The sequence below is a fragment of the Shouchella phoenicis genome (assembly GCF_047238345.1).
GTDB lineage: Bacteria > Bacillota > Bacilli > Bacillales > Bacillaceae_D > Shouchella.
This window is the reverse complement of record NZ_JBDFMQ010000001.1, coordinates 3,770,210-3,795,129: the sequence shown is the minus strand read 5'-3', so window position 1 is coordinate 3,795,129 and position 24,920 is coordinate 3,770,210. Positions and strand designations below refer to the sequence as shown.

The following is a 24,920-nucleotide window of genomic DNA, read 5'->3' as shown; positions in this document are numbered from 1 at the left end:
GGGTTTTCGTTGAAATGGAATGAATTTATCGTTACTGGGGATCCATTAATTCTTGGTGCCCAGATATCTATCGGATTAACTACAATTTTAGCATTAATTGCTTTAACCTATTTTAAAAAATGGGGTTGGCTTTGGAGAGATTGGATAACAACTGTTGACCATAAAAAAATAGGCATCATGTATCTTTTATGTGCGCTTCTAATGCTGTTTCGCGGAGGTCTTGACGCTTTAATGATTCGGACACAGCTTGCCGCGCCTCAGATGACATTTTTAGAAGGCATTAAGTACAATGAAGTGTTTACAACACACGGAACAATCATGATTATTTTCATGGCCATGCCTTTTTTAATTGGACTAATGAATGTCGTTGTTCCATTGCAAATAGGGGCTAGAGATGTGGCCTTTCCATTTCTAAACAACTTAAGTTTCTGGACATTCTTTTTTGGTATGGTCTTGTTTAACATCGCTTTTGTAGTGGGAGGATCACCATCTGCAGGGTGGACAAGTTATTTTCCGTTAGCTTCAAATGATTTCAGTCCAGGTCCAGGACAAAATTTCTATGCGCTGTCCTTGCAATTGTCTGGTATAGGAACCTTGGCTACAGGGATTAATTTCATTGTAACAATTATGCGTATGCGTGCTAAAGGTATGACTTTGATGATGATGCCAATGTTTACTTGGACTGTTTTCGTCACTTCTTTTATCATTGTTCTCGCGTTTCCAGTTTTAACGGTTGCTTTAGCCATGATGACATTTGATCTATTGTTTGGCTCACACTTCTTCACCTTGCAAGGTGAAGGCTTGGATATGCTATGGGCTAACTTCTTCTGGATATGGGGCCATCCCGAGGTATACATTGTTGCATTACCCGCTTTCGGTATTTTCTCAGAAATTATTGCTACTTTCTCGAGAAAACGTCTTTTTGGCTACAATGCTATGGTCTTATCAATTGTTGTTATATCTTTTTTGAGCTTTTTAGTATGGGTACACCATTTCTTCACAATGGGTAATAGTCCAATGGTAAATTCATTCTTCTCTATAACAACTATGGCAATTTCAATTCCTACGGGAGTTAAAATATTTAACTGGCTGTTTACTATGCATAAAGGAAAAATAAGGTTTACTGTACCAATGTTGTGGGCCGTCGGATTTATTCCTAACTTTGTTATTGGTGGTGTTACAGGTGTTATGTTGGCGATGGCAGCTGCGGACTATCAATATCACAATACGTACTTCTTAGTTTCTCATTTCCATTACGTGTTAATTGCAGGAACTGTTTTTTCTTGTTTTGCTGGTTTGATATATTGGTATCCAAAGATGTTTGGTCACCGATTAAATGAACGAATTGGTAAGTGGGTTTTTTGGATATTTACGATTGGTTTTAATGTTTGTTTCTTTCCGCAGTACTTCTTAGGTTTAGACGGAATGCCGCGAAGAATTTACACTTACCTGCCTGAGGAAGGTTGGTTCACTTTGAATGCAATTTCAACAGTAGGTGCTTATTTAATGGGAATTGCCTTTATGATCTTTGTTTATAACATTTATTATAGTTATCGGTATAGCAAGAGAGAAACAACTGGTGATCCATGGAATGGTCGCACATTGGAATGGGCAACGTCTTCGGCAGTACCGCCTCATTATAATTTTGCCAAAGTGCCTGAGGTACGCGATCGAGATGCATTCTGGAATTTAAAAGAGAATAATATAGACCCTAATTCAAATACTCATTATGAAAAAATTCATATGCCGAGTAATACATGGGTGTCTCCAGTTATGAGTTTCTTTATGTTTGTTTCTTGTTTTGCTCTCATTTTTGAATGGTACTACTTAGCAATTGCTGGAGGTATAGGGATTGGTGTTCTTATGATTATCCGCTCTCTAGATCAGAGTGATGGTTATTATGTGAGCATTGAAGAGATTGAAGAGACTGAAAGAAAAGCGAAGGAAGTGTAATAATGACGCAAGACACTGAACAAAAACCACTTGAGTATCAATCTGCCGAAGGGCGGAATAACATCTTAGGATTTTGGATATTTATAGGTGCTGAGTTTGCTTTATTTTCCACTCTTTTTGCTGCTTACTTCGTTCTCATAGATCGTACGGCAGGAGATATAGGTGGAGCTGATTTATTTTCTCTACCACTTGTACTTGTGATGACTTTTATACTGCTTACAAGTTCGTTTACATGTGGCCTCGCTATTCATGAGATGAGAGCAGGGCGTTTAAAACGAACGCTTTGGTGGATTGGCATAACGCTGTTATTAGGATTAGGGTTTATCGGATTAGAAATCTACGAGTTTTTTGAATATGTTCATGAAGGAGCAACAATTTCAACAAGTGCGTTCTGGTCTGCTTTTTTTGTATTATTAGGCACGCATGGACTCCATGTTTTGTTCGGAATTATATGGATGATGGTATTGGCTTATCAATTAATAAAGCATGGTTTAAACCCTAAAACGACATCTAAGTTTTTTATTGCCAGCTTATATTGGCACTTTCTAGACGTGATCTGGGTTTTAATTTTTACTGGTGTATATCTATTAGGGATGGTGAGGTAATTGGCTAGTCAAAGCAATAAGCAACACAATCATCAAGTCGATTTTCCATGGAAGCATGTCATTGGTTTTCTTTTCTCCATTGTGTTAACCATACTCGCTGTTTGGATTGCTTTCTTAGATACGATACAAGTAGGATTAAAGGTGACCATTCTTTTTGCTTTTGCTTTTATACAAATGGGTGTACAGTTGTTTTTGTTTATGCATATTGGAGAAGGAAAAGATGGGAAATGGCAAATTGGTCACACTCTGTTTGCGATTGTAATAGCCGTTATTATAACAATTGGATCCTATTGGGTTATAATGAGTGGCCACCTTTAATAAGCAAGCCACCGCATTAGCGGTGGCTTGCTTTTGTATATAGTCAAAAGTAAAGAACCCATTCTATTTAGAAAAAAAGGCAGAATGGGTAAAACAACTTTTATTAGGTCCATTCCAAGGGGGGAACAGGTTACTTATAATATAACATTGAACTGGTGGCTAGAATATTACGACTGTATTAAATAGTGGCTAAAGCATAAAAAACCTTTTAACATGTATTGTTAGAAGGAGCTATAATTACTTTTTCTAATGAGCATAATTAATTTAATACCTTATCCTTTGTCTTCTCAATAATAATCCTTACGCATGAGCCATAAGTCGGTGAAGGAGCGGCAATATAGGAAGAGCACCTAAACTAGAAAATCTAATAAAAGAAATTGTTAAGACAAATCATTTCAAATAGCATAATATATCATTTTATAACATTATATATCATTATATATTGCTTTTGTTATTGAATAAAATTATACTATGTAATGTAAGTTGAAAACTGTAAACCTTTTTATATTGAACAAAAACATTATATGGTAAACAAGAAAAGCCAGACGTTGCCGCGTCTGACTAGTGAAATCTAGTTTTGTTTACTAAGTTATAGGAGCAACCGGGATTATATCTCCTTTTAGGGAAAGAATCATCTGTTTAAGATGATTTTTTTCCTTTTTTAAAACTTAAGGTTGCAACTACAAGTGATAGAAGTGATATTATTTCCATTCGTGTCACACTCTCATCCAAAAGTGGATTATAGTATTTTACGAGCTCCAATAATAAACTACATAAGATAATAAAAAGCTGAATAAAATTAATATCCATTTACATCAGTCCTTTAAGGAAGAAGTATATGGTTGCCCCTATGCCTTATGTAAAGATCAAAAAAAGGATTTCTATTAAATAATAGCACAAAATTCTCAATAATAAACATTAATAGTATCTTTCTTGATTAACTATAAGTGGTTAGGTTATTTTGAATGTTGCCGTAAAAGGGTTGGGAGATACAATATTGGTGTTGGGAAGTTAAATTCTGATATTCTTTTGATTCTTCTTACCTAGAAAGCAGAAGAAGAATTTAATTGCATTCGATCTGCTTAGAGAGAAGGAATTGAAATTGCAAAACGCAATGGAAATAACAGAGGCGCAAAATTAAATTCAATACGAACGCAATTGCACAGCAAAATTATATTTATGATGAAAGAATAAAGATGCTTGAACGGGTTGTATCTGTAATGAATATTCATCGAATTACTGAGCTTAAGTATCATAGGGTACAATCTATCGCATAAAGTATGGGTGGAGACGAGTAAAAATAGATAGGATATAGAATATGTACCTAAGAGGTCTGTTAAAGGTTAGATTAAATACAATAAAAAGATACTTGGTTGTAATCAGTCTAACTGTCCGTTAAATTAACCCTAAACTCAGAAGGGGTTAACCCCGTGTACTTTTTAAAGTTTATTGAAAATTGCGTGCTATCATTGTAGCCAACATCAAAAGCAATATTAGTAACAGACATATTTGTTTCAATCAATAGCTTTTGTGCTTTACTAATTCGTAGTAGATGCAAATATTGTAAAGGTGTTACCCCATTAATTTCTTTAAAGATACGAAGAATATAATAAGCATTTTTTCCGATAGCATCAGAAAGTTCTTTTAAGCTAAACGGTTGTGTGTAGTTCTTTTTAATGTAAATCAAGCTTTCTTTTGCTAGATGTTCTTTAAATCCTTTCCATTCTTTTGAAGTGGGTTTGCACCTAATACACGGTCTAAAGCCAGCTTGTTCAGCGCCATTGGTATTTTTAAAAATTGTAATATGTTTAGGGTTAGGTGTTCTTGAAGTACATGAAGGTCGACAAAATGTCTTTGTTGTTGAAAGTGCATAGTAAAAAGCACCGTCAAAATTTTTATCGTTATTTTTTATAGCTTCCCATTCAGAATTCTTTATTGGTAAAACCTCCTTTCTAAATTGAAAGTCAATAATGAAAATGCCGTAATAGAAGTTGCGTTATATACTAAGTGTAGTGGTTTGTTGTGCACACTTACCCCTAAATTATCATGAGGGGAATTAATATGAACTTTTTAGAAAAATATCAGACATTCATTATTCTAATTGCTGTTGGTCTAGGCTTATTATTAGGGCAACTGTCTCTATTTAAACAACATGCAGAAGCTTTTATTATACCGTTTCTATTAGTTATGTTGTATGGACTTTTTTTAACCATTCCTTTGAGTGGTTTAAAAAATGCATTTAAGAATACTAAATTTTTAAGTACAAATGTCATTCTCAATTTTGTTTGGACGCCTGTTTTAGCATGGGGCATTGGAGCCGTTTTCTTAGTAGATCATCCAGCAATTTGGTTAGGTTTTATATTGTTATTAGTCACACCCTGTACGGACTGGTACTTAATCTTTACGTCAATTGCAAGAGGGAACGTAACCCTTGCTACTTCTGTTTTACCTGTTAACTTAATACTACAAGTATTATTGTTACCAGTCTATCTTCTAATATTTGCTGGAACAATGGAAACTGTTTCTATGGGTACAATCCTAGAGAGTGTTGTTTTAATTTTATTTGTTCCTTTTATATTAGCTTCTTTAACGCGGTATTTTATGAAGAAAAAACAAGTTATGCTTGAAAAAAAGGTGATTCCTTTTTTTGCATCTAGCCAAATCATCTTTTTATGTCTAGCAATTGTAGCTATGTTTGCATCGCAAGGTTCTTATTTATTAAATAACCTTGAAGTCATTTGGCTGATGTTAATCCCAATGTTTTTATATTTCCTAATTAATTTTCTTATGGCTCAGACAGCAGGTAAATTTTTAAAATTTACTTATGAAGATACAGTTAGCTTGAACATGACAGTTGTTGCGCGAAACTCGCCTGTTGCATTGGCGATTGTTCTTGCGGCTTTTCCTGACCAACCATTGATCGCCTTAGCTCTTATAATCGGACCTTTACTAGAGTTACCCGTATTGGCTGTCTTAGCGAAATTATTATTGAAAATGAAAGCACGAGATATATCTAATTAATTAGATATATCTTCATAATTCAAAAATGGCTATACTATAAATAGTTGGTTTTTTAGGGACGTTTCAAATCTTGTTTTTTAATGGAGGTAAGAAGTAAATGGAAGAGGCTAAAAGGCTTGATCCAAAAGCATCGACAGCCAGAATTTTATTTGCAAAATCAGGCAATCAATGTGCCTTTAGAGGATGCTTTAATAGTTTAGTTAGTGACAGTGGTGTCTACATAGGTAACATTTGTCATATTGAGGCAGCCTTACCAGATGGGCCTAGGTTTAATTTGAATATGACAAACGAACAAAGAAGAGAACCTAATAATTTACTAATAATGTGTTATGAACATCACAAAGAGACTGATGATGTTGAAAAATATCCTGTTAGTGTTTTAAAACAAATTAAACAAGAACACGAAGATAAATTCAAAAATCTAATTAATGACCTTGCTTCTCAACTGTACGAAGATATAACAGATAGTAACACAGGTGTACAAGCTACTACATTAATTTTATTCAACTCTGTGATGAATTGGAATAGTAATCAACAAGAATTGAGTTAACTTGTTGTATTAGCTGAAAATGCGTGTAATAAGCTAAAACAACTGTCGCCTGCAACAAGGTCGGTATTATTCCATATGGTGGAAAGGGCAGGTGGTAGATTAGATAGACAGATGTTCTTTATAGAAGAGATAAAAAGTATCTTGAGTTCTAATAAAGAACAGTTCGAGTCGTCATTCGGTATTCTAGTGAAGGATGGTCTAATTAGTGAACCATATACTTATGATGGTGTTTACGGGTATGTAAGTGATTTGGAACCAATTGAAGAATGGCACGTATGGCCCGATATAAAAGACTATTGTCAAAGAGCCAACATACCGTTAAGTGAAATAATTAATAATATGAGATTTAATTTATTGGATTAATTATTAGTGAAGATTAACAGGTAATATTAAAGTTTAAGAAGTTATCCTGAATAAGATTATACATTCATAAGAACCTCCACTATAAAGGTTCAATCTGCAAACGGAATCAAAGTAGATAGTTTCCGATCTACAACGAGATTTTGGAATTGGATGCATCTATTCCAATATTACTTGCTCAAACGATTGTTTTAGTTGCCTTTCCTAATTAGTTTTAATAGCATTAGCTTTAATTATTTGGCCTAATATTAAGTTACCTGAGCTAGAATTAACGTGATATTGGTATTAGTTAATGAAATTAAGGAAGTAAATAACTCAATAATTAACCGTAAAGGAAGAAGGGTAGTTTTGGTTCTTCTTTGCTATAAGAATTTTCTTGCTCACATATTCAAATAGCCTATTCAGAAAAATATTAAATTTAATGCAGCTAAAAAGATGATTAAGTATAACACTTTCTTTATAACACTAATATTGAATCGATCTGTAAAGCGCAAACCAATTAATGTTCCTAAAATAACTGCTACAATACCTACAATTATATAAAAAATTAAAGCCTGATGAAAATCACCATTTATTCCATGCATACTAATCGAGAATATACTAGAAATAATGGCTGTAATCTGTATACTTACAATGTACTTATACTTTTCATCGGGGAAAACTAAAAGGAAATAATTAGCGAAAAGAATGCCTCCCAATCCAAATAACCCCCCCTAGAATTCCCGCACTCAAACCTAATATTAAAGTAAGATAATAGCCTATATTTTTTGTGGGATCATTCATACCTATAAACTTTGGTAAGAAAACCTGATAAATTAAGATTAACATTAAAAAAACACCGAGCCATAACCTTAATGCATCTAGTTCTCCGTAACTAGAAAGAACAAAAAAAGCAATGAGTCGACCAAACAAAACGTATATTAGAAAATGAATAATCCTTATCCAATCAATATAATGATGGTATTTAGCTACGGTAGTACAACCTCCAAATATGAGTAATACTAAGACTAAAAGTGTCGTTTCTTTTACAGAAAAAAAGTTAGGGAGTATAGCTACGACAATAATTCCAGTTCCAATTCCACTAATACCTTGCATAATAGCACCTATTAAAACCGTTAGAAATACTAATATAAATAGAATTATTATCATCTCTTTTCTAGAATATTTAGATACAAATAAATGAAAAAATACTAAGTTAATTTTAACTTAGTATTTCTTTTAGAAAAACCTAACTAGTAGCTTAGGTTTTTCCGTTAGAGGATTTGTATTTTTCCCCTAAGGTATTTTAGTGTACTCTAAGATTTTTTCTGTTACTTCAAAATAATTAAAAGGGCTTTCTTTAAAAAGTTCTTGAAGCTTACAAAACATTTCTTTACTCGATAATGAATAAATTTTATTAATATCCTCTTTTTTATTGAATTATCAGTTCTTATTGTAGGTTATTCCTTTACCCATTAAACAATCACTATCTAAATATGAGGTTCTTTTTTCTTAATAATTGTTTATCGTTTACAAGTCAACTATACCTTTTAGAAAGAAGATCCACCTAGTTTACCCCCATTAACATAATAGTTAATCTTAATTATCTGTAATATATTTAGATTAGGTGACAAACTAATTATCATGATTTTTTTCTAAAGTTTACTAATTATCTCTTTTAGATATATTTACTATTTTATGATAAAAGAAGATAATGAATGAGTAGTAATTAATAATTTTAATTATTTTATATGAGAGGAAAAATTCTAAATGAAAAGCATTTCTTCTGCAATCATAGTTACGTTTATCTTAATTTTTACCTGGAGCTCTATTTCTCATGCACATCCAGGAAGAACAGATGGAAACGGGGGCCACTACTGCCGAACGAACTGTGAAAAATGGGGACTTAATTATGATGAATATCATTATCACAATGGAGGTAGCTCTAATTCTTCAAGTTCTAATAGTGTAAACAAATCACCTTCTACACCTGAAAGCTCGCCTGCACCAAAACCCAGTTATACGCAAGCGGATATAGATGAAGGGAGTAAAGCGGGTAGAGAGAAAGGTTATGAACATGGTTACGAAAGAAAAGATAAAAGTTCATCAACCGATCATCCAAACGAAGGTTATCGTATTGGTTATGAAGAGGGCTACGGAGCTGGCTATGAAGAAGGCCAAAATACCGTAAGAGAGGAAGACCAAAAGGATGGGCATAAACAAGGAGAGAGTGAAGGCAAGAAGGCTGCCCGATCAAACAATTTAAAGGCCATGGAGAATGACTCATCTAAATCATCTGATTGGAATAAAAGTTATGAAGAATCGTTTAAAATTTCATATGACAAAGAAACAACGGTTGTTAATGTAGAAGAAAAGGGCCACTCATTGGGTTATGCTTTAGACGAATTAACTTTTCCGGAATCAATTGAAAACAATGATGAATTAATTAAAATATACAAAGATCATTATAATGAGGGGTTTGAGAAACGGACTCAGGAAGAAATGGACATACACTATGAGTTAGGTGTCGACAATGGGTATAAATTGGTAGGGGAAAATTCGACCGAATTCGATAAACGATTTGAAAGCTCATACCTTGACGGGTATCAAGAAGGTTTTGAAAAGATTAGAGCCGAGACAGTTGATAAAGGTTACTTATTGGCATTTCAAACAATGGATTACGAGCAACCAAAGGATGTTACTCAATTGGAATTGTTAGATTGGTATGAAGAAGGGTTTTTTTCAAATACAATTGCAGAAGAGATTAAGGTATCAGCGTACGATCATGGGTATACAAATAAAGATTACTATATACCTGATGAGTTTAAAATAACTGCTGACTCTATAGCGCTGTATGATGAACTTTTCTTTGAAGGTCAAGGAGTCAAGGTTAAAGAAGATCGTAATCAACTCATTTTAGTTACTGCTGGAATTAGTATTCTTGGAGTGGCTGCTGGTGGAGGCTTCTATGTTAAAAAGAAAAGAAAAGGTAAAGTAAAAACAGAATAAAATTAAGGAGGGGACCTAATGAAGTTGAAGTGGTATCTACAAACTTGGTTTATATGCCTATGTTTTATACTCATTGTTCCTGTTATTTTAGGAATAGTGCTTCTGATTAAGCAACACCTGTTTCTTAAGAAGATTTTTAACGATTCAATACTAGATGATAAAACAAAATTGGAGATAGATATAAATAACCTTAATAAAGAAAAACAGAAATTATTAGAAAAAAAGAAAAAAATAGAAGATCAAAACAAGAAAAAGAGAGCAAATTTAAAGAAAAAATTGAGTAAAATAATAGAGAAAATTAATCAGGGGTCAAGAAAAACGAGAATTCAAAAACGAAGAATTCATTTAGAATTTAAATTAAGCACATTAGATGAAGAAATTAAAGGTATTAAATATGCTAACATTTTAATTTTAGTTGACCAAGAATTAAATGAAAAAAGATCAATGTATGAAAAACATACTCTAATTTCGAATATGGAACATAAAAAAGCACTATTTAACAAAAATATACAAGAAAAAGAAGACCAGGTAACTGAAATTGAGAAGAAAAAGAAATTCTTAGAAGTGACCATAACAGAGTATAAAAATAAATTAAATATTATCAAGGATAATCTTGTAACATATGAAGAAGAAGAGATGATGCAGTCTTTTGGTTTTCATAATTTCAAATATATTTTTGGATCTTCTGACTTATACAAAGTTAAACTAGAACAAATAAAAGAGAAACAGAAGAAGATGGTTAAAGATGATGATGCAACGGAATCACAATCCTGGACAGTCAATGGAAATAAACGCGATGGTGAATCCTTAAGAAAAGGTAATGTGAAACTTGTAATCAGAGCATTTAATCAAGAGTGCGATACGGCAATTCTTCGTGTAAAATACAATAATTTTGAGATAGTTAAAAAGCAGTTATTTAAAGCTTTTGACCAGTTGAATAAAATATCGGAAAAAAAAGGTGTCCAAATCAGAGTTGAGTATCTTGAATTAAAGATAGATGAATTGACGCTTTTTTATGAACATCAAGTAAAAAAAGAAGAAGAGAAGGAAGAACAAAGACAAATCAAAGAGAGAATGCGCGAGGAGAAAAAAGTTCAAGATGAAATAGAAAGAGAAAAGAAGAAACTAAAGAAAGATGAACAACATTTCAACAATGCCTTAAATAATTATGAGAAGCAATTAACTGATGCCAACGAATCTATGCAAGTTGAGATTGAAATTAAAATGGCAGAGATTAAACTTCAGATAGAAAAAATAAAAAAGGAAAAAGAAATTGTGGATTACAGAGAACAAAATGCAAGAGCTGGTTACGTATACATTATTTCTAACATTGGTTCGTTTGGTTCAAACGTTTATAAAATAGGTATGACCAGAAGATTAGAACCATTAGAACGTATTAACGAATTAGGAAGTGCATCTGTACCTTTTAATTTTGATGTTCACGCAATGATTTTCTCAGATGATGCACCTAATTTAGAAAGGACATTACATAGATCATTTGATAATTATCAAGTTAACCGAGTCAATCCGAGAAAAGAATTCTTTAACGTCACATTAGAGCAAATTGTGGAAGAAGTAAAACAAAAACACGATAGTACCGTTGAATTTACGATGATTGCGGAAGCGGAGGATTATCGGAAGTCTCAAAAAATTAATGAAGGTAAGTTGGAAAATCAAGAAACTATTGCTGTTTAAGATATTTTTAAGCCCCTTAATTTATTAATTAAGGGGTGTCTTTATTGTTGTATTTTAGATAAATATAAAAAACTATTCAATTCCTTCGTATACTACACCTTAAATTCACAAATTTTTATTATGGTTATTAAGAAATGAATATGGAAAAAAGAAGGTATATCAATCATAAACTTCATTAGTATTTAACATTTCACAGTTACAATCGATGATGAACAAGATAAAAGGTAGAAAGGAGATATAATGAAAAGATTATTTTTTTTGAGTTTATTGGTTCTGATGGTAGGAGCTTGTTCTGCAAAGGAATTGGAAGAGCGAGAGCCGCTCGAAACGGAGAATGAAAATGAGAATTTGGTCATCGGTGAATACAACGAAAATGCAGCAGAAGATTCATATCAAGCAAGTTGTATTAGCTGTCACGGAGGCCAACTACAGGGATTAAGTGGACCTGCTTTAGTCGACAATGGGTTATCCCCTGAATCAATTAAAGAAATTTTGCAGAGTGGTCAAGGTTTCATGCCTGCTCAAACATACCTTTCTGATAATGAAATGAATAATCTATCAAATTGGTTAGCAGATCAATAACAAGATGGCTAAATCAAAGAAAGCTCTCCTAGTCATTTTTATTGTTTTAGGTGTCCCTTCAGGTTGTGGGTACACAGAGGTAGCCGTACCAGCGACAGGGAATCCCTTTGCTGTCGTTAGTCACGCGAAAGAACCTGTCCTCTCTTATATTGATTTAGAAACCTATGAGGTCATTGGTAGCGAAAAATTGAATCAATCGTTTACCTATATGGCCAAGCTCGATGAGAGCACTATTCTTGCAACGAACCAACTGGAAGAAGAGTTGTACCTTTTTGATTTAGAAGCGCACGCAATTCGACCATTTTCTGAAATTGGTCAAGGCTTGACAAAAATCGTTGTGAGTGAGCAGCAAAAGCGCGTGTTTGTATCCGATACACAACAAAATGCCGTTCAAGTTGTTGATGGTAAGACAGGGACAATTACTAAGTCCATTTCAATTGGTGCCTATCCGTCTGATTTAGTGATTGATGAAGAAGGGCAACAAGTGTTTGTACTCAGTACCCAATCGAATGAAGTAGCGATTATTGATCTTATTAATTTAACAATCCTTTCCCGTTTTCCTGTTGAAGAAAATGCCGCAGGATTACTATTTGATGGGCAGCATTTATGGATTGGTGGTCATGGCAAGGTAGGTGAACTGAATCGAGAGGTCAGTGTGTATGATCCTGAATCGGGTAAGCAAATCAAGCAAGTAAAAGCTGGTCTTATGCCAGTTGCGATTGAAGCAGATGAAAAAAATGAGCATCTTTTTTTCCTTTCTCATGGAGACCATACATTAAAGAAGTACAGTCTTGATCGCGGAGAAGTGATCTCAACGATTGAGGTTGGACAAAACCCAAATTATATGATGATGCAGGATGACAAACTTTTTATTACGAACCTCGATAGTGACTCTGTTTCGGTTGTGGATGCTTCTACTATGAAGTTAGAAAAAGAAATTGATGTGTCCAAAGGTCCGTATGCCATTATGTCTCAATTTTAAGTGAAGGTGAAAACAGGAGGTATTGATAGTGAAACAATTCGCACCGCTGATAGCGATCTGTAGTGCTCTTGCTCTGTTAGTTGGATGTGGGAATGAGCCAGGCGAGGAGCAACCCGCTGGCAATTTGCTTGAAATTGTACAAGCTGATATTCAAGCACCGGAAACGGTCGAGGTTGGTGAAGAAACAGAATTAAGTGTTTTACTAACGCAAGGAAGTGAAACCGTTGAGGACGCTTTCGAAGTCGTATTTGAGATTTGGAAAGACGGAGAGCGCAATGACGGTGTCTTGCTTGACTCTGAACACGAGGCAGAAGGCGTTTATGATGTCGTCTATACTTTTGAAGAAGATGCAATCTATCTTGTTCAAACTCATATAAGCGCACGAGATATGCACGTCATGCCGAAAAAAATGGTTGTTTCAGGCAAAGTAGCTGAAGAAGAAATTCAAGCGTTCTTAAATTCAGATGGATCGTCAAATGATGTAGAAGAAAGCCAGCATCACAACTAATAAACGAACCGTACATATGGAGGGACAACAAATGAAAAAAACGTATCTAGCACTTTATTCGACTTTATTTATCTCTGCCTCGCTTTTGCAGGCCTGCCAATCATCAGAACCGAACGACACGTCCTCTAATCAAGTGCCAGAGGAAGAACAACAGTCGGAAAACCACGAGCAAGATGAGGAACAGCAGGACAATTTTGAAGCAGCGGTTCCAGCAGAACCAACGACTAAAGACATTTGTATCTATTGTGAAATGGGTATTCCCCACGGAGACGATCCAAAAGCATTGTTTACCGCACAAGCTATTACTGCCGAAGGGGAACGGTTGTTCTTTGACGATTCAGGTTGCCTAGAGAACGCCGAAGCGGAAGCATCTGAGCCGTTTGCAGAAGCTTGGGTGAAAGACTTTACAACAAATGAGTGGATTCAAAAAAGCGAATCAACCGTTGTTTATGATGAGAATTTAGAAACGCAAATGAGCTACCATTATGCCTTTTTTCAGTCCGAAGACGAAGCGACTTCATATGTAGATGACAGCGATGGAGAATTAAGTAGCTGGGATCAGATAAAAGAAGATGCCGAAGCCCGGGCAAGTGGTGGTCACGGTGGAATGATGGATCACGGGGAGGATGAAGAAGGCGATCATGGTCATGGTGAAGGGCACGGCGACGAAGGAGACGACCATGAGGATGAGGAAAGCCATAGTCATTAGAAGCATCTTTATTGTGTTTCCTCTAGTACTTGTTTTTCTCGTAAAATCCCCAAATGTCTATGGTGCTACAGACATTAATGAAAAAATAGAAATTGCGAATCCTTATGAAACGATTTACATTGAAGCTGGAGTTTACAATGAGCCAATAGAGGTGAATAAACCGTTAACGCTTATTGCTGAAGAGGGGACGCTCATTCAAGGAAACCAAGATGAGAGTCTACTTCGAATTACTGGGGATGAGGTAAGTGTATCTGGATTCCAATTTGAGCAACAACATGAAACAAACAGTCACATGCGCTCGAATGAGCCTGAGCCAGTCGTTCAAATTGAAGACGCGGCTGATTTCACTTTTGTTGACAACCACCTTCGCTTCATTGGGTCTGGTATCCGTGGAAACAACAGTCCGTCAATGACGATCACAGGTAACGAGTTCAACGGGCAAGGTTTGGAACAACGAGCTCATGGTCTTGGCGCAGTTGAACTATATGCTTCAGATGATGTCTTCTTAGCTGATAATCACGTCACAAATGCCGTAGATGGGTTCTATTTAGATTCGTTGTCTGGTGCAGTTATTGAAGACAATGTTGTTACAAATTCCCGTTATGCGACACATCTGATGTTTAGTTCAAATGTATATGGGACAAGAAACCAATTCGAGCAGAATGTAAATGGTTTGATGATTATGGACGCGGAAAACGCTCATTTTGAAGAAAATGTATTTAATCATCAGTATGATTGGAATGGCTTTGGTGTAATGATCTACAATTCCAAAGGCATTACAATTGAAAAAAATGAGATTTCCCGTAACAATGTTGGCGTTTACATTGAAGACACGATTGACACATCGATTAAAAAAAATCTGATTACGGGTAATCAGATGGCTTTAACGTGGTCGAAAGAAAATAAAGGCTTCACTTTCTCCGAGAATCGCGTCATTAGCAATATTCTATCAACCTATGGGAATCAGTCTGCTTCTATCTCACTTGACGATGGAGTGGTAGGAAATTATTGGGACGAGCAGTTGTTTAGGCCAACGAATGACAACAAGATAAGCAGCGTTCCATTTGAAGCAAGATCCTTCTATGACCGTTTGTTAGAAGGAAATAGGGAAAATCAATTTCTGTTTGAAAGCCCAGGTGTTTCACTATGGACCGCTGCAGAAAAATGGTTGCCAGCAGAACGAGGAACCATTCTCGATCGATTTCCACTTAGTGAGGCCGGTAATGCTGTCATAGGAACAAAGGATGAGAGAGAAACGGAACCACTTTTTTACCTCATTTCCGCTATGTTTCTACTCTCCATTCCTTCACTATTACTAATTCTTGTCCGAAAGTAGGGAAAGAAATGAAAAAAAGAATGATCGCCACCGTTTTATTAGGGCTTGCTTTATCAGCGTGCAATCACGTTTCAACGGATGCTCATGATATTCACGATGTTGATACATGCATCATCTGCAACATGGGCATTCATAATGTTCAAGCAGCTACTCAAATCGTGATGGAAGATGGAACCGCAGAAAAATTCGATGATATAGGTTGTCTTGTTCAATTTATGATTGAAAATCCTGACTTAGCTCCTACTTTTCATACAGCCTATGCAAATGGTTACGACACACAGGAGTGGTTTGATATGACAGAAGGGGCATTTGTTTATCATAAAGATATTGTTACGCCCATGGGTAATGGAGTTATCAGTTTCTCAACAGTAGAAGCAGCCGAGTCATATGTGGAGATGTATGAACCAGGTGAAATCATACTTTACGATGAATTGGAAGCACATGATTGGAACAGTTTCTAAATGAAGTGGACTCATTTTATTCGTTTCGATTTAATTCAGTATGCTAGAAATCGATGGCTCATTGGGTTTAGTTTGTTAATTGGTCTTATCGCCAGCAGCTATCTCATAACAGGTACAGATTTTCAAGGATACTATGATGGGTTTAATCGAGCAGTGATTCATTTATTAAATGTCAATCTGTACTTGCTCCCCTTACTTGTGTTATTGCTAGGCTCGATTCATAATGCCAATGAAAAGGAAAGCGGGTGGATGTCTCTTGTACTAACCTATCCGATCTCACCGCTCGTGCTTTTGTTGGCTAGGGTTTCTTCATTAAGCCTTGTACTTATTGCGGTATTGAGCCTTGGTTATGGACTAGCCTCTCTGATTGCAGCTTTATTTGCAGCTACGTTACCTATCAAAGATTTTCTTATTCTTTATGGGCTTTCAGTTTCTTTAATTGTCTTGCTTACACCGCTCGCTACATGTATTGGTATTTTATCAAAAACGCGTTTTCAAGCCATTTCGATAGCGCTTGCGAGTTGGGCGTTCCTTGTTTTGCTTTACGATTTTTTGATTTTATTTCTAATACGCTCCATCCCTCCTCATGTATTTGAATGGGGTTTAACCTTAGTCGTCGCTTTAAATCCAATCCAGCTCGTACGGGTTCTAGTTATTATGATAATGGATGGAGGCGTTGTATTTGGACCCTCGCTTTATCAGTTTACAGCTTTTGTCCAATCTGTGTCAGGAATTATTCTTATTATTGGATGTGCGGTTGTTTGGATAAGTCTCCCAGTGCTAATTGGTTTATTTCGCTTACGGAGGAGAACATAAATGAATGAACAACTTGTATTACAAGCAAACTCACTTGCATTAAAGAATCGCTTACATCCAATTAATGTCTCATTTAAGCGCGGGACAGTGAATGCTATTTGTGGTGGTAATGGTGCAGGCAAAACGTCTCTATTAAGCTTACTAACGGGGATGATTTCACCTAGCGCAGGAACACTTTTGTTTAACGGAAAAGAAGTGAAAGGGTCACTAGCTCTTTTTCAAAAGAGTATTTCTTATATGCCTGATCATCTTGCATTTCCAGATACACTTACTGCTCGTGAAATGTTGTCTTTTCTTGGAAAACTTTCAGCAAACCCATCAGGAGAAATAGAAGAGATGCTAGAGAAAGTAGGATTGGAGAACGAATTAAAAACGCCGATTAAGCACTATTCAAAAGGAATGCAGCAACGCTTAAACCTTGCCCAATGTCTTTTACGCCAATCTTCCTTAATCTTCATGGATGAACCGACCAATGGGTTGGACCCTTATTGGGTCGTAAGAATGAAGGAAATGGTAGAAGAGCTTAAAGAGCAAGGCAAAACGATTATCTTATCAACTCATACGCTCTCCTTTGTTGAAGACCTAGCTGATTCGATTCTTTTTTTACAGAAAGGATCCCTGCTAATTCAGTCAAGTTTAAATGATTTACAATCTGAAATGAAGGGAAGGTCTTTAGAACAGTTTGTCTATGAAACGATCGCAGAAAAGGAGTTAGGTTGTAAAAAGTAACCATATTTAATAAACAAGCCATCGTATTAGTTGTGGCTTGTTCTTATATATAGTTACAAGTTGTTTAAAGATTAGGATGAAAAAAGGGTAAGTTATCTGTTGATAAGCTACAATAATCTTACAAAGTTATAGAAAAAAAGAGAAGTAATGCACTTATTTTTTTACAAATACTCGGCTAACAATTTCTACTTTTTAGAAATTAATTACAATGGTGTTTAATACACATGACTTAAAAGCAGGTCGCTACCTGTCTAGTCGATTCATTATACTAGAAAAAGGGGGAGTCATTAAGACACTTTCATCATTGTCCGTTTTAAAATGGAAGCGACGAAATCTTACCCACCGCGCAATGACTAAATCATCCTGAATGGGTGATTTATAAAATAACTTTTAAAAATCATTTAAACAGATTTGATTTATAAATACTAGAGGGTCTAGAAACATTTTACAATCTATATTAATAGTTCAGAAAACAGTTTAATTCAGTACCAACTATCTTTAAGACAATAGCTCTCTTTGAAAAAATAGAGGGTAATTAGGAGAATCTACAATTATCCGTCTTGATCAATAATTGAAACATATATAATAAATGGGAAGAGCGATAGTCTTTGAAATTAGGCTCTTACAAGAAAGGGGAGCAAATGTATAAAGAGGAGTTATCATTAAACTTTGTGTCAATTAAACTGGTTAAAGAAGAAACGTTAGCAATTAATCGTCCAAAGGTATTAGGGTCACCAAAAGACGTTTATAAAGCTTTAAAAGGCATTTACGAAGGAGCAGACAGAGAAAAACTTATTGTCATGTCTCTTGATTCTAAGAACAATGTCAATAGTATTAATTTATGTCATGTCGGTACGGTTAATTCAAGTGTTATTCACATTAGGGAAATCCTAAAACCAGTCATTTTAAGTAACGGAGTCTCGTTTATAGTTGCTCACAATCATCCGTCAGGAGACACCGACCCAAGTAAAGAAGATCTTGCAGTAACGAAAAGGCTAAAACAAGCAGCAGACATTTTTGGAATACGCTTTTTGGATCATCTCATTATTGGAGATGATTCTTTTTTGTCGTTAAATGATAAAGGGTATATGAGGTGAGTGGGAATGTATTTTGGTCCAGAGAATTTCTGTATTTTCATGAAAGGTGAGTTCTGTATAGACGTAAGGGAGGAAGAAGTTGGAGAAGAAACAACCTATTTACTAAAAGAAGAACTCTCTATTGAAGAGGCATGGACATATGACTTTCCTGATGAGGTGCGGGTTGATTACTGCAATGTTACTGTAGAAGGCCAAGAATGGATAATAGGTGTAGTTCATGAGATGGTGGAAAGTATACCGCTGTTATTAATAGCCACAAAGAATGGAAACCTATCCGTTGTTAAAAAACTAAGCATATAGAAATCCTTTTAATTGGGCTTGTCTTTTAAAAGACAAGCCCAATTAAAATTAAAAACATTAGATACTTACCTAAATTAAACTTCCTAATATTTTTTTTATCTTTGAATGAACTTCTTTATTAAAAACATAGATGATTAATAAGCCGGACCCTTTTACCGTATGGTAATCCTCTGTATCTTTAGCATTAATAGAAAGGTATATAAATGTTTTTATACGCTTTTCAAGATACTCAATATAATCATTATCTGTAGTTCTAATGAAAATTGGATCTATTTTATTGAAATTAAGGTCGAAAGAAATGTTTAAATGATTCAACTCTTGTTTAAAGATTTCTGATAAAGCAAAAGGAGAGTTATTCTCAGAGCGTTTGTAAACTGAGTTAGAGTTATCATAAACGTACCCTAATTCTTTTAAATCATTTGCAATTGTTGGTTGAGATATAGATATGTTGTCTTCCAGTAAACTAGCTATTAATTTATTTTGAGTCATTGCTCCATCATTTTTAAACATTATCTCTTCAATCTTCTCATGTCTTAATTTTATTTCTTCTTCACTTTTTCTCATAATTTTACCACCGTCTTTTTATATTTTTACACAAATTGCTTTATACATGGCCTTAAAAATACTTCGCGGAAGGAATTCCTGTCGAACATAGCTCTAATAACCTTATTAAACTGGAATACCAGCGTCAAACTGATTTTATCACAAAGAAACACCATATACTAATATCATATTAATACTGATATTAATAGGTGTGTTTAAAGCGCCTTGCATTAGGTTTTTTATGGTGTACTATGAATCATGTAACCAAAATTCAGCTAAAGAGGAGAAATGAAAAATGAGGAATTATGGCCCAATAGACACTGTTAAATATCCTTTGATTATTAAAGAAGATCTGGAGGCTGCATGTCAATCTTGTATAAAAGATATTCAAGGTGTTATTTCAAATGAAATTAAATCTACTGAACGTATTCATAGTTCAGCAATGAAATTAAGTCATTTGATTATTTTCTTAAATAGAATCTATGATGTTAGCTATAGCATAAGAGAGATGACTGAACCGGTATTGGTTGAACAAGAATTCGTATTAAGCCAATTAAATGATTACACTAATCTTGGAAATCTAGAGGGATTAACCTTGGATGATGTAAAGTACCAAAACTATGAATCCTATCTTATTATGAATGAAGAATTTATCAAAGAACTCACAAAAAAAGTAGTAGAGCCTGAATTAGAAGAAATGAGCAATATAATTGAACAGCACTATAAAAACCCCCCCTCTCCCCTTATGTTTGATTGAATATTCTGTTTTATTATAATGTATTAAAGGAGTGTAGTAATGAATAAGATGAGCTTGTTGAATTTTGACATTGAAGATACTGGAATTTATAAAATTAAGCAAAATAAGAGCGGAACGTACCGAAAGAGAATAGCAAATCCAGCATATGTAGAGAAGGTTATTGCGAACATTGAAAAGGATACGATCTTATTCGTAGTGAGATATAAAAATTATGGAGATTGGAAGTCGCTTCAAATAAGTCAAGGCAAACTTCATAAAAGTCATTTAGAATTCTTTATGAGTAAAGGGCTAGATATTAGCAATACCACACAAGATGATGTATTTAACTGTCTTTTGGAATCGGCACAATATGCAAAGATTTCGCATTCACATAGTAATATTGGGTGGGTAGAGCTGGAGGAATACTTAATGTATAGGCTAAATGAGATGGTTTCTTTAGTAAACTTTCAATCCAATTACGAAGGTAGGATGGATATAAAGGAACATGGGTCTTTAATTGGATGGTTAGATACTGTGAGGTCTCATGTTCAAGGGCATTCTCCATTGGAGTTAAGTCTTGCTATTGGAATGTCTGCTCCGCTAATTGGCCTCTATGACATGAAAATGGACGGTGCATATCATTCGTTGATGTTCCATATCATCGGGAACAGTTCCATGGGGAAATCATCTGCTGCAGCATTAGCAGTTTCGCCATTTGGGAGGCCAACAAATAAAGGACTTGTTAAGAATTTTAACGGTACTGCTAATGCTTTAGAACAGCATGTAGCTAACAACTATGGTGTACCGATTGTTCTAGACGAAACGTCAATGCATACATTGACCACTAATCAACTTTCAACGTTCGTGTACCAAATTGCCGATAATCAGGGGAAGAATCGATTAAATAAAGAGGCAGAGATGAAGGATGTGTTGATGTGGGCAACTACCATTATCTTGACGGGTGAGAGTTCAATCTTGAGGGAAACTAAAGCGAATGTTGGACTGCGTGTAAGGCTATTTGAGTTAAACAATATTGCATGGACCCAATCTGCGGAACATGCAGAAGCATTAAATGCCGGTATCCAAAAAAATTATGGTCATGCAGGGAAAATATTTGTAGAGTCTATCATGAGGTTAGGTTTAGCAAAGATAGATAAAATGCTACATGAATGTAAAAAAGAGTTAGTAGATGCCTTACCCGCCTCAAATTATCGAGAGAGAATTGCTGGGAAATTTGCTTTTGTTTTGTTAGCTTCTAAACTGGCTAACGATTCGCTACAACTCTCACTATCTACTAGCGAAATATTAAGATTGCTAGTGGAACAAGAACAAGCTTCGTTAATCAAAAGAGAGCTGGCAGAATCTTTCCATCAAAACTTAAAAGCAAAAATTATTGAGTATGTAGGGCACTTTAAAATTAATAACGAAAAGCCTACAACTAACAAAAGTGTTTTTGGGAAAATAACAATTAAAGGCTCTCAAACGAGCATATTCCTCTTAGAGTCCGCATACAGAAAATTTGCGGAAGAATTACGTATTACCAATGTAGACGTTCTATTAAATGATTTGAAAGAAAAAGGGTTTCTAATACACGATCAAAACAAAAATAAGAAGCGAACACGTATAGATGGTAATGATGTTTATACCATCTGTCTGCGGTATGATTATAATTTTTTGAATGAATATATATCGGATTATAAATTGGTTGAAAGCCTTGATAGTGAAAAAGTTAATAGTGTTTACCCCCGTAAACCTAAAAAACGACCTTTCGTTGAATCGAAAAGAGATGGTGGGAGTTTGGAGGTACTTTTGAATGGGTGAGCACACACTAATTTCAGAGGCTTTTAATGTTTACTTCGCAAGTGCGGAGGAGAAACTTAGGCCAAAAACCGTTCACGAGTACAAGAAGGATATAGAACAGTTCAAGGACTACTTAGGGATAAAATACCCACACGTAACAGATATAAACGCTATTACGATTGATCACTTACAAGAATATTTAAGTTTCCTTATTATTGAGAAGAAGTGCATGGTAAGCACAAGAAATCGCCGAAAAAATACGTTGCGGTCCGTTTGGAAATTTTTATTCAAGGTAGGAATTGTAGACGAAAATATAGCGATTCAGTTAGAGCATATGAAAGAAAGAGTTGTGAAGTCAGAACGGCCTTTCTTGACAGAAGATGAAATTAACGAGCTCTTGAATTCAATTGATTCAACGGTAGTTAGGGGAGTTGTTCTTGTTCTTTATTATACAGGCATGAGAATCTCAGAATGTTTAAACCTTACGATGACTGATATTGATTTTGAATCTCAAAAAGCCAGAGTCATCGATAGTAAGGGCGGAAAAAGTAGGACTATACCTATCAATGGTCATTTAAAAGACATTTTAGAGACTTATACTAAAAGGAACCACATACAAAATAAAGTGTTTTTTACTCGCTCAGGTGGATTGACAGATAGATACGTTAATAAGTGCTTGAAGCAGGCTACCAACAAACTTCATTGGAATAAAAATGTTACATGCCACACATTTAGACACTCATTTGCATCCAATTTAGTTAATAAAGGGGTCCATATTGTAACAATCCAAAAACTCTTAGGTCATGCAAATTTACAAACAACTAGTGGCTATACACATATTACTCAACAATCTGCTGAAGAAGCGGTGGAACTTTTAGAAACAAATGGACATTTGTCGATTTAAACAGTAGTCGTATTACACGACAATCGATCCCGACCTGTGGTTAAACAGGTTGGGAATTAAAATGAATTATAAACAGATATTATAAATAAAGTGTGGGGGAACTAACGTGGACAACAATGACAATTATGAGTATGAACAATTGGTTACAATACTGGCAGAGATGATTTATACCTATACAAATAAAGATGCTATGGATATAAAGGAGTAACCGAATGATGATAAGTAATCTTTTACCTAAGCATGGAAGCAATCAGCAAGAAAATGATCTATCTATTAAGAAGGTAGCTATTTATGCTCGCGTTTCAACAAGTGAGCAAGCAGAAGAAGGGTACAGTATTGATGAACAACTCAGTGTTTTAAGACAATGGTGTGAAAGTCAATCCTATACGGTCTATGATGAGTTTACCGATCGAGGAATTAGCGGAAAATCTATGAACCGGCCAGCACTTTTACGTATGCTTAAAGAAGCAAATCACTTCGATATGGTCATCGTATGGAAAATGAATCGCTTAGCAAGGAATATATTGGATATCCTTCAAATGGTAAAATTACTTGAGGATAATCAAGTCGACTTTCGTTCATTCAAAGAGAATCTAGAAACAGAGACACCAGCTGGTAAGCTTCAATTTCATATGTTGGCAGCTATATCTGAATTTGAGCGTGATAATATCGCAGAGAACGTAAAAATGGGTATGTCAGCACGTGCAAAAGAAGGGGCATGGAATGGTGGCAGAGTTTTAGGCTACGATTCTCGTAGCGAATTTATCCCAACAAAAAAGCGTAAGCAAACGAAACTCGTTGTTAATGAAGAAGAAGCACGTACGGTGCGAAAAATCTTTCATTTGTATTTAGATGGGCACGGCTACAAGTCCATTGCGAATCAGCTTAACAAGGAGGGATTCAAAACGAAGACTGGAAACTCATTCTCCTTTAATAGTGTTAAAACAATCCTTGAAAATCCAATCTACGTTGGTCTAATTCGCTACAACAAGCAGACAAACTGGTCTAAAAAGCGAAGAAAAGGAACCAATGCCACACCATACATTGGTAAAGGACAGCATGATCCAATTATTTCAGAAGAAGTTTGGATGAAGACTCAGGAGCGATTAAAGCAGCGTAGTAAAAAGCCAAACCGTGTCCATAGTGGTGAGTATGTACTGACAGGTATCATGAAATGCCCAGAGTGTGGAGCAAGCATGGTTCTAGGGAGAACGACAAATAAACGTAAAGATGGCACACGTTATGCCTTAGAATACTACGTGTGTGGAGCTTGGAAAAGTAAGGGGAGCACTGTTTGTCGTTCTAATGGTGTAAGAGTTGATTATGCTGATCCTGTTGTCTTGGAAAAGCTTACCTGTCTTGCAGAGAATAAGCAACTCGTAAAGGACATTGTTGAGAGAATTAACGCTCGGCATTACACCATTTTAGATCCATTGATCAAGGAGAATGAGCAATTGGAACGTAAAGGTGAACAACTGAATCATGAGAAGCAACAAATACTTGAACTCTACAAGGAAGGGATTTTAAGTAAAGTTGACTTTCAATGGGAATACAACAAGCTAAATGAGGCTATAGATCAGAACGAAGCTCAAATCAAACCTATAAAGAACCAAATTTTAAATAATGAAAACAGCCAAATGATATCACCTGAAAAGGTCACTCATACTCTTCGACAGTTCCTTTCCTTTTATAAGCAGTCTGGAACCGCAGAACAGCGAAAGTATGCCATGCAGCTAATGGTAAAAAAGATAACAATCGCACCAAGTAGGAAAATTGACACCATACAAGTACAGTTTAACCGTGATCTCGTATCAACTGTAAACAAAGAAGGGGAGCCATCCAATGATGATGGCTCCCCTTCTTTTATTGTTATAACGCTAAATCTTTAATGACAGCGTTAATCGTGAAAGGGGGTGATTTGCTTGAT

25 protein-coding genes and 1 pseudogene are annotated in these 24,920 nt (G+C 35.2%); 22 read left to right on the top strand and 4 right to left on the bottom strand.

Annotated elements, in window-relative coordinates:
- Nucleotides 1-9 precede the first annotated feature (9 nt).
- From qoxB to qoxD, 3 genes are read left to right on the top strand one after another with little or no spacing between them, the layout of a single operon-like run.
- Nucleotides 10-1,953 (top strand): cytochrome aa3 quinol oxidase subunit I, encoded by a 1,944-nt coding sequence (gene qoxB / locus ABC361_RS20145; protein ID WP_413075609.1) that lies wholly within the window; start codon nt 10-12, stop codon nt 1,951-1,953.
- Between the two features lie 2 nt (nt 1,954-1,955).
- On the top strand, nt 1,956-2,558 hold the full coding sequence (gene qoxC, locus ABC361_RS20140) for a cytochrome aa3 quinol oxidase subunit III (RefSeq protein ID WP_413075608.1): 603 nt from the start codon (nt 1,956-1,958) through the stop codon (nt 2,556-2,558).
- Nucleotides 2,559-2,876 (top strand): cytochrome aa3 quinol oxidase subunit IV, encoded by a 318-nt coding sequence (gene qoxD, locus ABC361_RS20135; RefSeq protein ID WP_413075607.1) that lies wholly within the window; start codon nt 2,559-2,561, stop codon nt 2,874-2,876.
- 1,384 nt (nt 2,877-4,260) lie between these two features.
- Here the strand turns inward: qoxD and ABC361_RS20130 are convergent.
- Nucleotides 4,261-4,563, bottom strand: a complete 303-nt coding sequence (locus ABC361_RS20130; RefSeq protein ID WP_413075606.1) for a helix-turn-helix transcriptional regulator — start codon at nt 4,561-4,563, stop codon at nt 4,261-4,263.
- A 60-nt stretch (nt 4,564-4,623) separates the two neighbouring features.
- Nucleotides 4,624-4,788 (bottom strand): annotated as a pseudogene (locus ABC361_RS20125) (Ada metal-binding domain-containing protein); the annotation flags it as partial.
- 149 nt (nt 4,789-4,937) lie between these two features.
- Between ABC361_RS20125 and ABC361_RS20120 the strand changes: the two are divergent.
- The 3 genes from ABC361_RS20120 to ABC361_RS20110 all read left to right on the top strand — a co-directional run bounded on the left by ABC361_RS20120 (nt 4,938) and on the right by ABC361_RS20110 (nt 6,810).
- Complete coding sequence (locus ABC361_RS20120; RefSeq protein ID WP_413075605.1) at nt 4,938-5,897, top strand: arsenic resistance protein; 960 nt, start codon at nt 4,938-4,940, stop codon at nt 5,895-5,897.
- A gap of 97 nt (nt 5,898-5,994) precedes the next feature.
- The gene (locus tag ABC361_RS20115; protein WP_413075604.1) at nt 5,995-6,447 is read left to right on the top strand and encodes a hypothetical protein; all 453 of its coding nucleotides are present in this window, start codon (nt 5,995-5,997) and stop codon (nt 6,445-6,447) included.
- A gap of 141 nt (nt 6,448-6,588) precedes the next feature.
- Nucleotides 6,589-6,810: a hypothetical protein gene (locus ABC361_RS20110; protein ID WP_413075603.1), complete on the top strand. Its 222-nt coding sequence runs from the start codon at nt 6,589-6,591 to the stop codon at nt 6,808-6,810.
- A gap of 672 nt (nt 6,811-7,482) precedes the next feature.
- Here ABC361_RS20110 and ABC361_RS20105 read toward each other — a convergent pair.
- Nucleotides 7,483-7,956, bottom strand: coding sequence for a TSUP family transporter (locus ABC361_RS20105; protein ID WP_413075602.1), 474 nt, complete (start codon nt 7,954-7,956; stop codon nt 7,483-7,485).
- Between the two features lie 600 nt (nt 7,957-8,556).
- On the opposite strand from ABC361_RS20105, the gene ABC361_RS20100 reads away from it, so the two are divergent.
- The 12 genes from ABC361_RS20100 (at nt 8,557) to ABC361_RS20045 (ending at nt 19,010) form a co-directional block, all read left to right on the top strand.
- Nucleotides 8,557-9,795 (top strand): hypothetical protein, encoded by a 1,239-nt coding sequence (locus ABC361_RS20100; protein WP_413075601.1) that lies wholly within the window; start codon nt 8,557-8,559, stop codon nt 9,793-9,795.
- 18 nt (nt 9,796-9,813) lie between these two features.
- Nucleotides 9,814-11,490 carry an SNIPE associated domain-containing protein gene (locus tag ABC361_RS20095; protein WP_413075600.1) on the top strand — a complete coding sequence of 559 codons (1,677 nt, stop codon included), beginning with the start codon at nt 9,814-9,816 and terminating at the stop codon, nt 11,488-11,490.
- A gap of 240 nt (nt 11,491-11,730) precedes the next feature.
- On the top strand, nt 11,731-12,072 hold the full coding sequence (locus ABC361_RS20090) for a c-type cytochrome (protein ID WP_413075599.1): 342 nt from the start codon (nt 11,731-11,733) through the stop codon (nt 12,070-12,072).
- A 4-nt stretch (nt 12,073-12,076) separates the two neighbouring features.
- The gene (locus ABC361_RS20085; protein ID WP_413075598.1) at nt 12,077-13,054 is read left to right on the top strand and encodes a YncE family protein; all 978 of its coding nucleotides are present in this window, start codon (nt 12,077-12,079) and stop codon (nt 13,052-13,054) included.
- Nucleotides 13,055-13,082: 28 nt separating this feature from the next.
- Nucleotides 13,083-13,562: a FixH family protein gene (locus ABC361_RS20080; RefSeq protein ID WP_413075597.1), complete on the top strand. Its 480-nt coding sequence runs from the start codon at nt 13,083-13,085 to the stop codon at nt 13,560-13,562.
- A 31-nt stretch (nt 13,563-13,593) separates the two neighbouring features.
- The gene (locus ABC361_RS20075; protein ID WP_413075596.1) at nt 13,594-14,271 is read left to right on the top strand and encodes a nitrous oxide reductase accessory protein NosL; all 678 of its coding nucleotides are present in this window, start codon (nt 13,594-13,596) and stop codon (nt 14,269-14,271) included.
- The gene (locus ABC361_RS20070; RefSeq protein WP_413075595.1) at nt 14,249-15,607 is read left to right on the top strand and encodes a right-handed parallel beta-helix repeat-containing protein; all 1,359 of its coding nucleotides are present in this window, start codon (nt 14,249-14,251) and stop codon (nt 15,605-15,607) included. The genes ABC361_RS20075 and ABC361_RS20070 overlap by 23 nt, the downstream gene beginning before the upstream one ends.
- 8 nt (nt 15,608-15,615) lie before the next feature.
- Complete coding sequence (locus ABC361_RS20065; RefSeq protein WP_413075594.1) at nt 15,616-16,068, top strand: nitrous oxide reductase accessory protein NosL; 453 nt, start codon at nt 15,616-15,618, stop codon at nt 16,066-16,068.
- Complete coding sequence (locus ABC361_RS20060; RefSeq protein ID WP_413075593.1) at nt 16,069-16,884, top strand: ABC transporter permease; 816 nt, start codon at nt 16,069-16,071, stop codon at nt 16,882-16,884.
- Nucleotides 16,885-17,613 carry an ABC transporter ATP-binding protein gene (locus tag ABC361_RS20055; RefSeq protein ID WP_413075592.1) on the top strand — a complete coding sequence of 243 codons (729 nt, stop codon included), beginning with the start codon at nt 16,885-16,887 and terminating at the stop codon, nt 17,611-17,613.
- 608 nt (nt 17,614-18,221) lie between these two features.
- On the top strand, nt 18,222-18,710 hold the full coding sequence (locus tag ABC361_RS20050) for a JAB domain-containing protein (protein ID WP_413075591.1): 489 nt from the start codon (nt 18,222-18,224) through the stop codon (nt 18,708-18,710).
- Nucleotides 18,711-18,716: 6 nt separating this feature from the next.
- Complete coding sequence (locus ABC361_RS20045; protein ID WP_413075590.1) at nt 18,717-19,010, top strand: hypothetical protein; 294 nt, start codon at nt 18,717-18,719, stop codon at nt 19,008-19,010.
- Nucleotides 19,011-19,079: 69 nt separating this feature from the next.
- Here the strand turns inward: ABC361_RS20045 and ABC361_RS20040 are convergent, their stop codons facing one another.
- The gene (locus ABC361_RS20040) at nt 19,080-19,574 is read right to left on the bottom strand and encodes a hypothetical protein (protein WP_413075589.1); all 495 of its coding nucleotides are present in this window, start codon (nt 19,572-19,574) and stop codon (nt 19,080-19,082) included.
- A 274-nt stretch (nt 19,575-19,848) separates the two neighbouring features.
- Between ABC361_RS20040 and ABC361_RS20035 the strand changes: the two genes are divergently transcribed.
- The 4 genes from ABC361_RS20035 (at nt 19,849) to ABC361_RS20020 (ending at nt 24,882) form a co-directional block, all read left to right on the top strand.
- Nucleotides 19,849-20,310, top strand: coding sequence for a hypothetical protein (locus ABC361_RS20035; RefSeq protein ID WP_035393508.1), 462 nt, complete (start codon nt 19,849-19,851; stop codon nt 20,308-20,310).
- Between the two features lie 39 nt (nt 20,311-20,349).
- Nucleotides 20,350-22,110, top strand: coding sequence for a DUF927 domain-containing protein (locus ABC361_RS20030; RefSeq protein ID WP_413075588.1), 1,761 nt, complete (start codon nt 20,350-20,352; stop codon nt 22,108-22,110).
- Complete coding sequence (locus ABC361_RS20025; RefSeq protein WP_413075587.1) at nt 22,103-22,993, top strand: tyrosine-type recombinase/integrase; 891 nt, start codon at nt 22,103-22,105, stop codon at nt 22,991-22,993. Before ABC361_RS20030 ends, ABC361_RS20025 begins: the two co-directional genes overlap by 8 nt.
- Before the next feature lie 212 nt (nt 22,994-23,205).
- Nucleotides 23,206-24,882, top strand: a complete 1,677-nt coding sequence (locus ABC361_RS20020) for a recombinase family protein (RefSeq protein WP_413075586.1) — start codon at nt 23,206-23,208, stop codon at nt 24,880-24,882.
- The last annotated feature ends 38 nt before the right edge of the window (nt 24,883-24,920 follow it).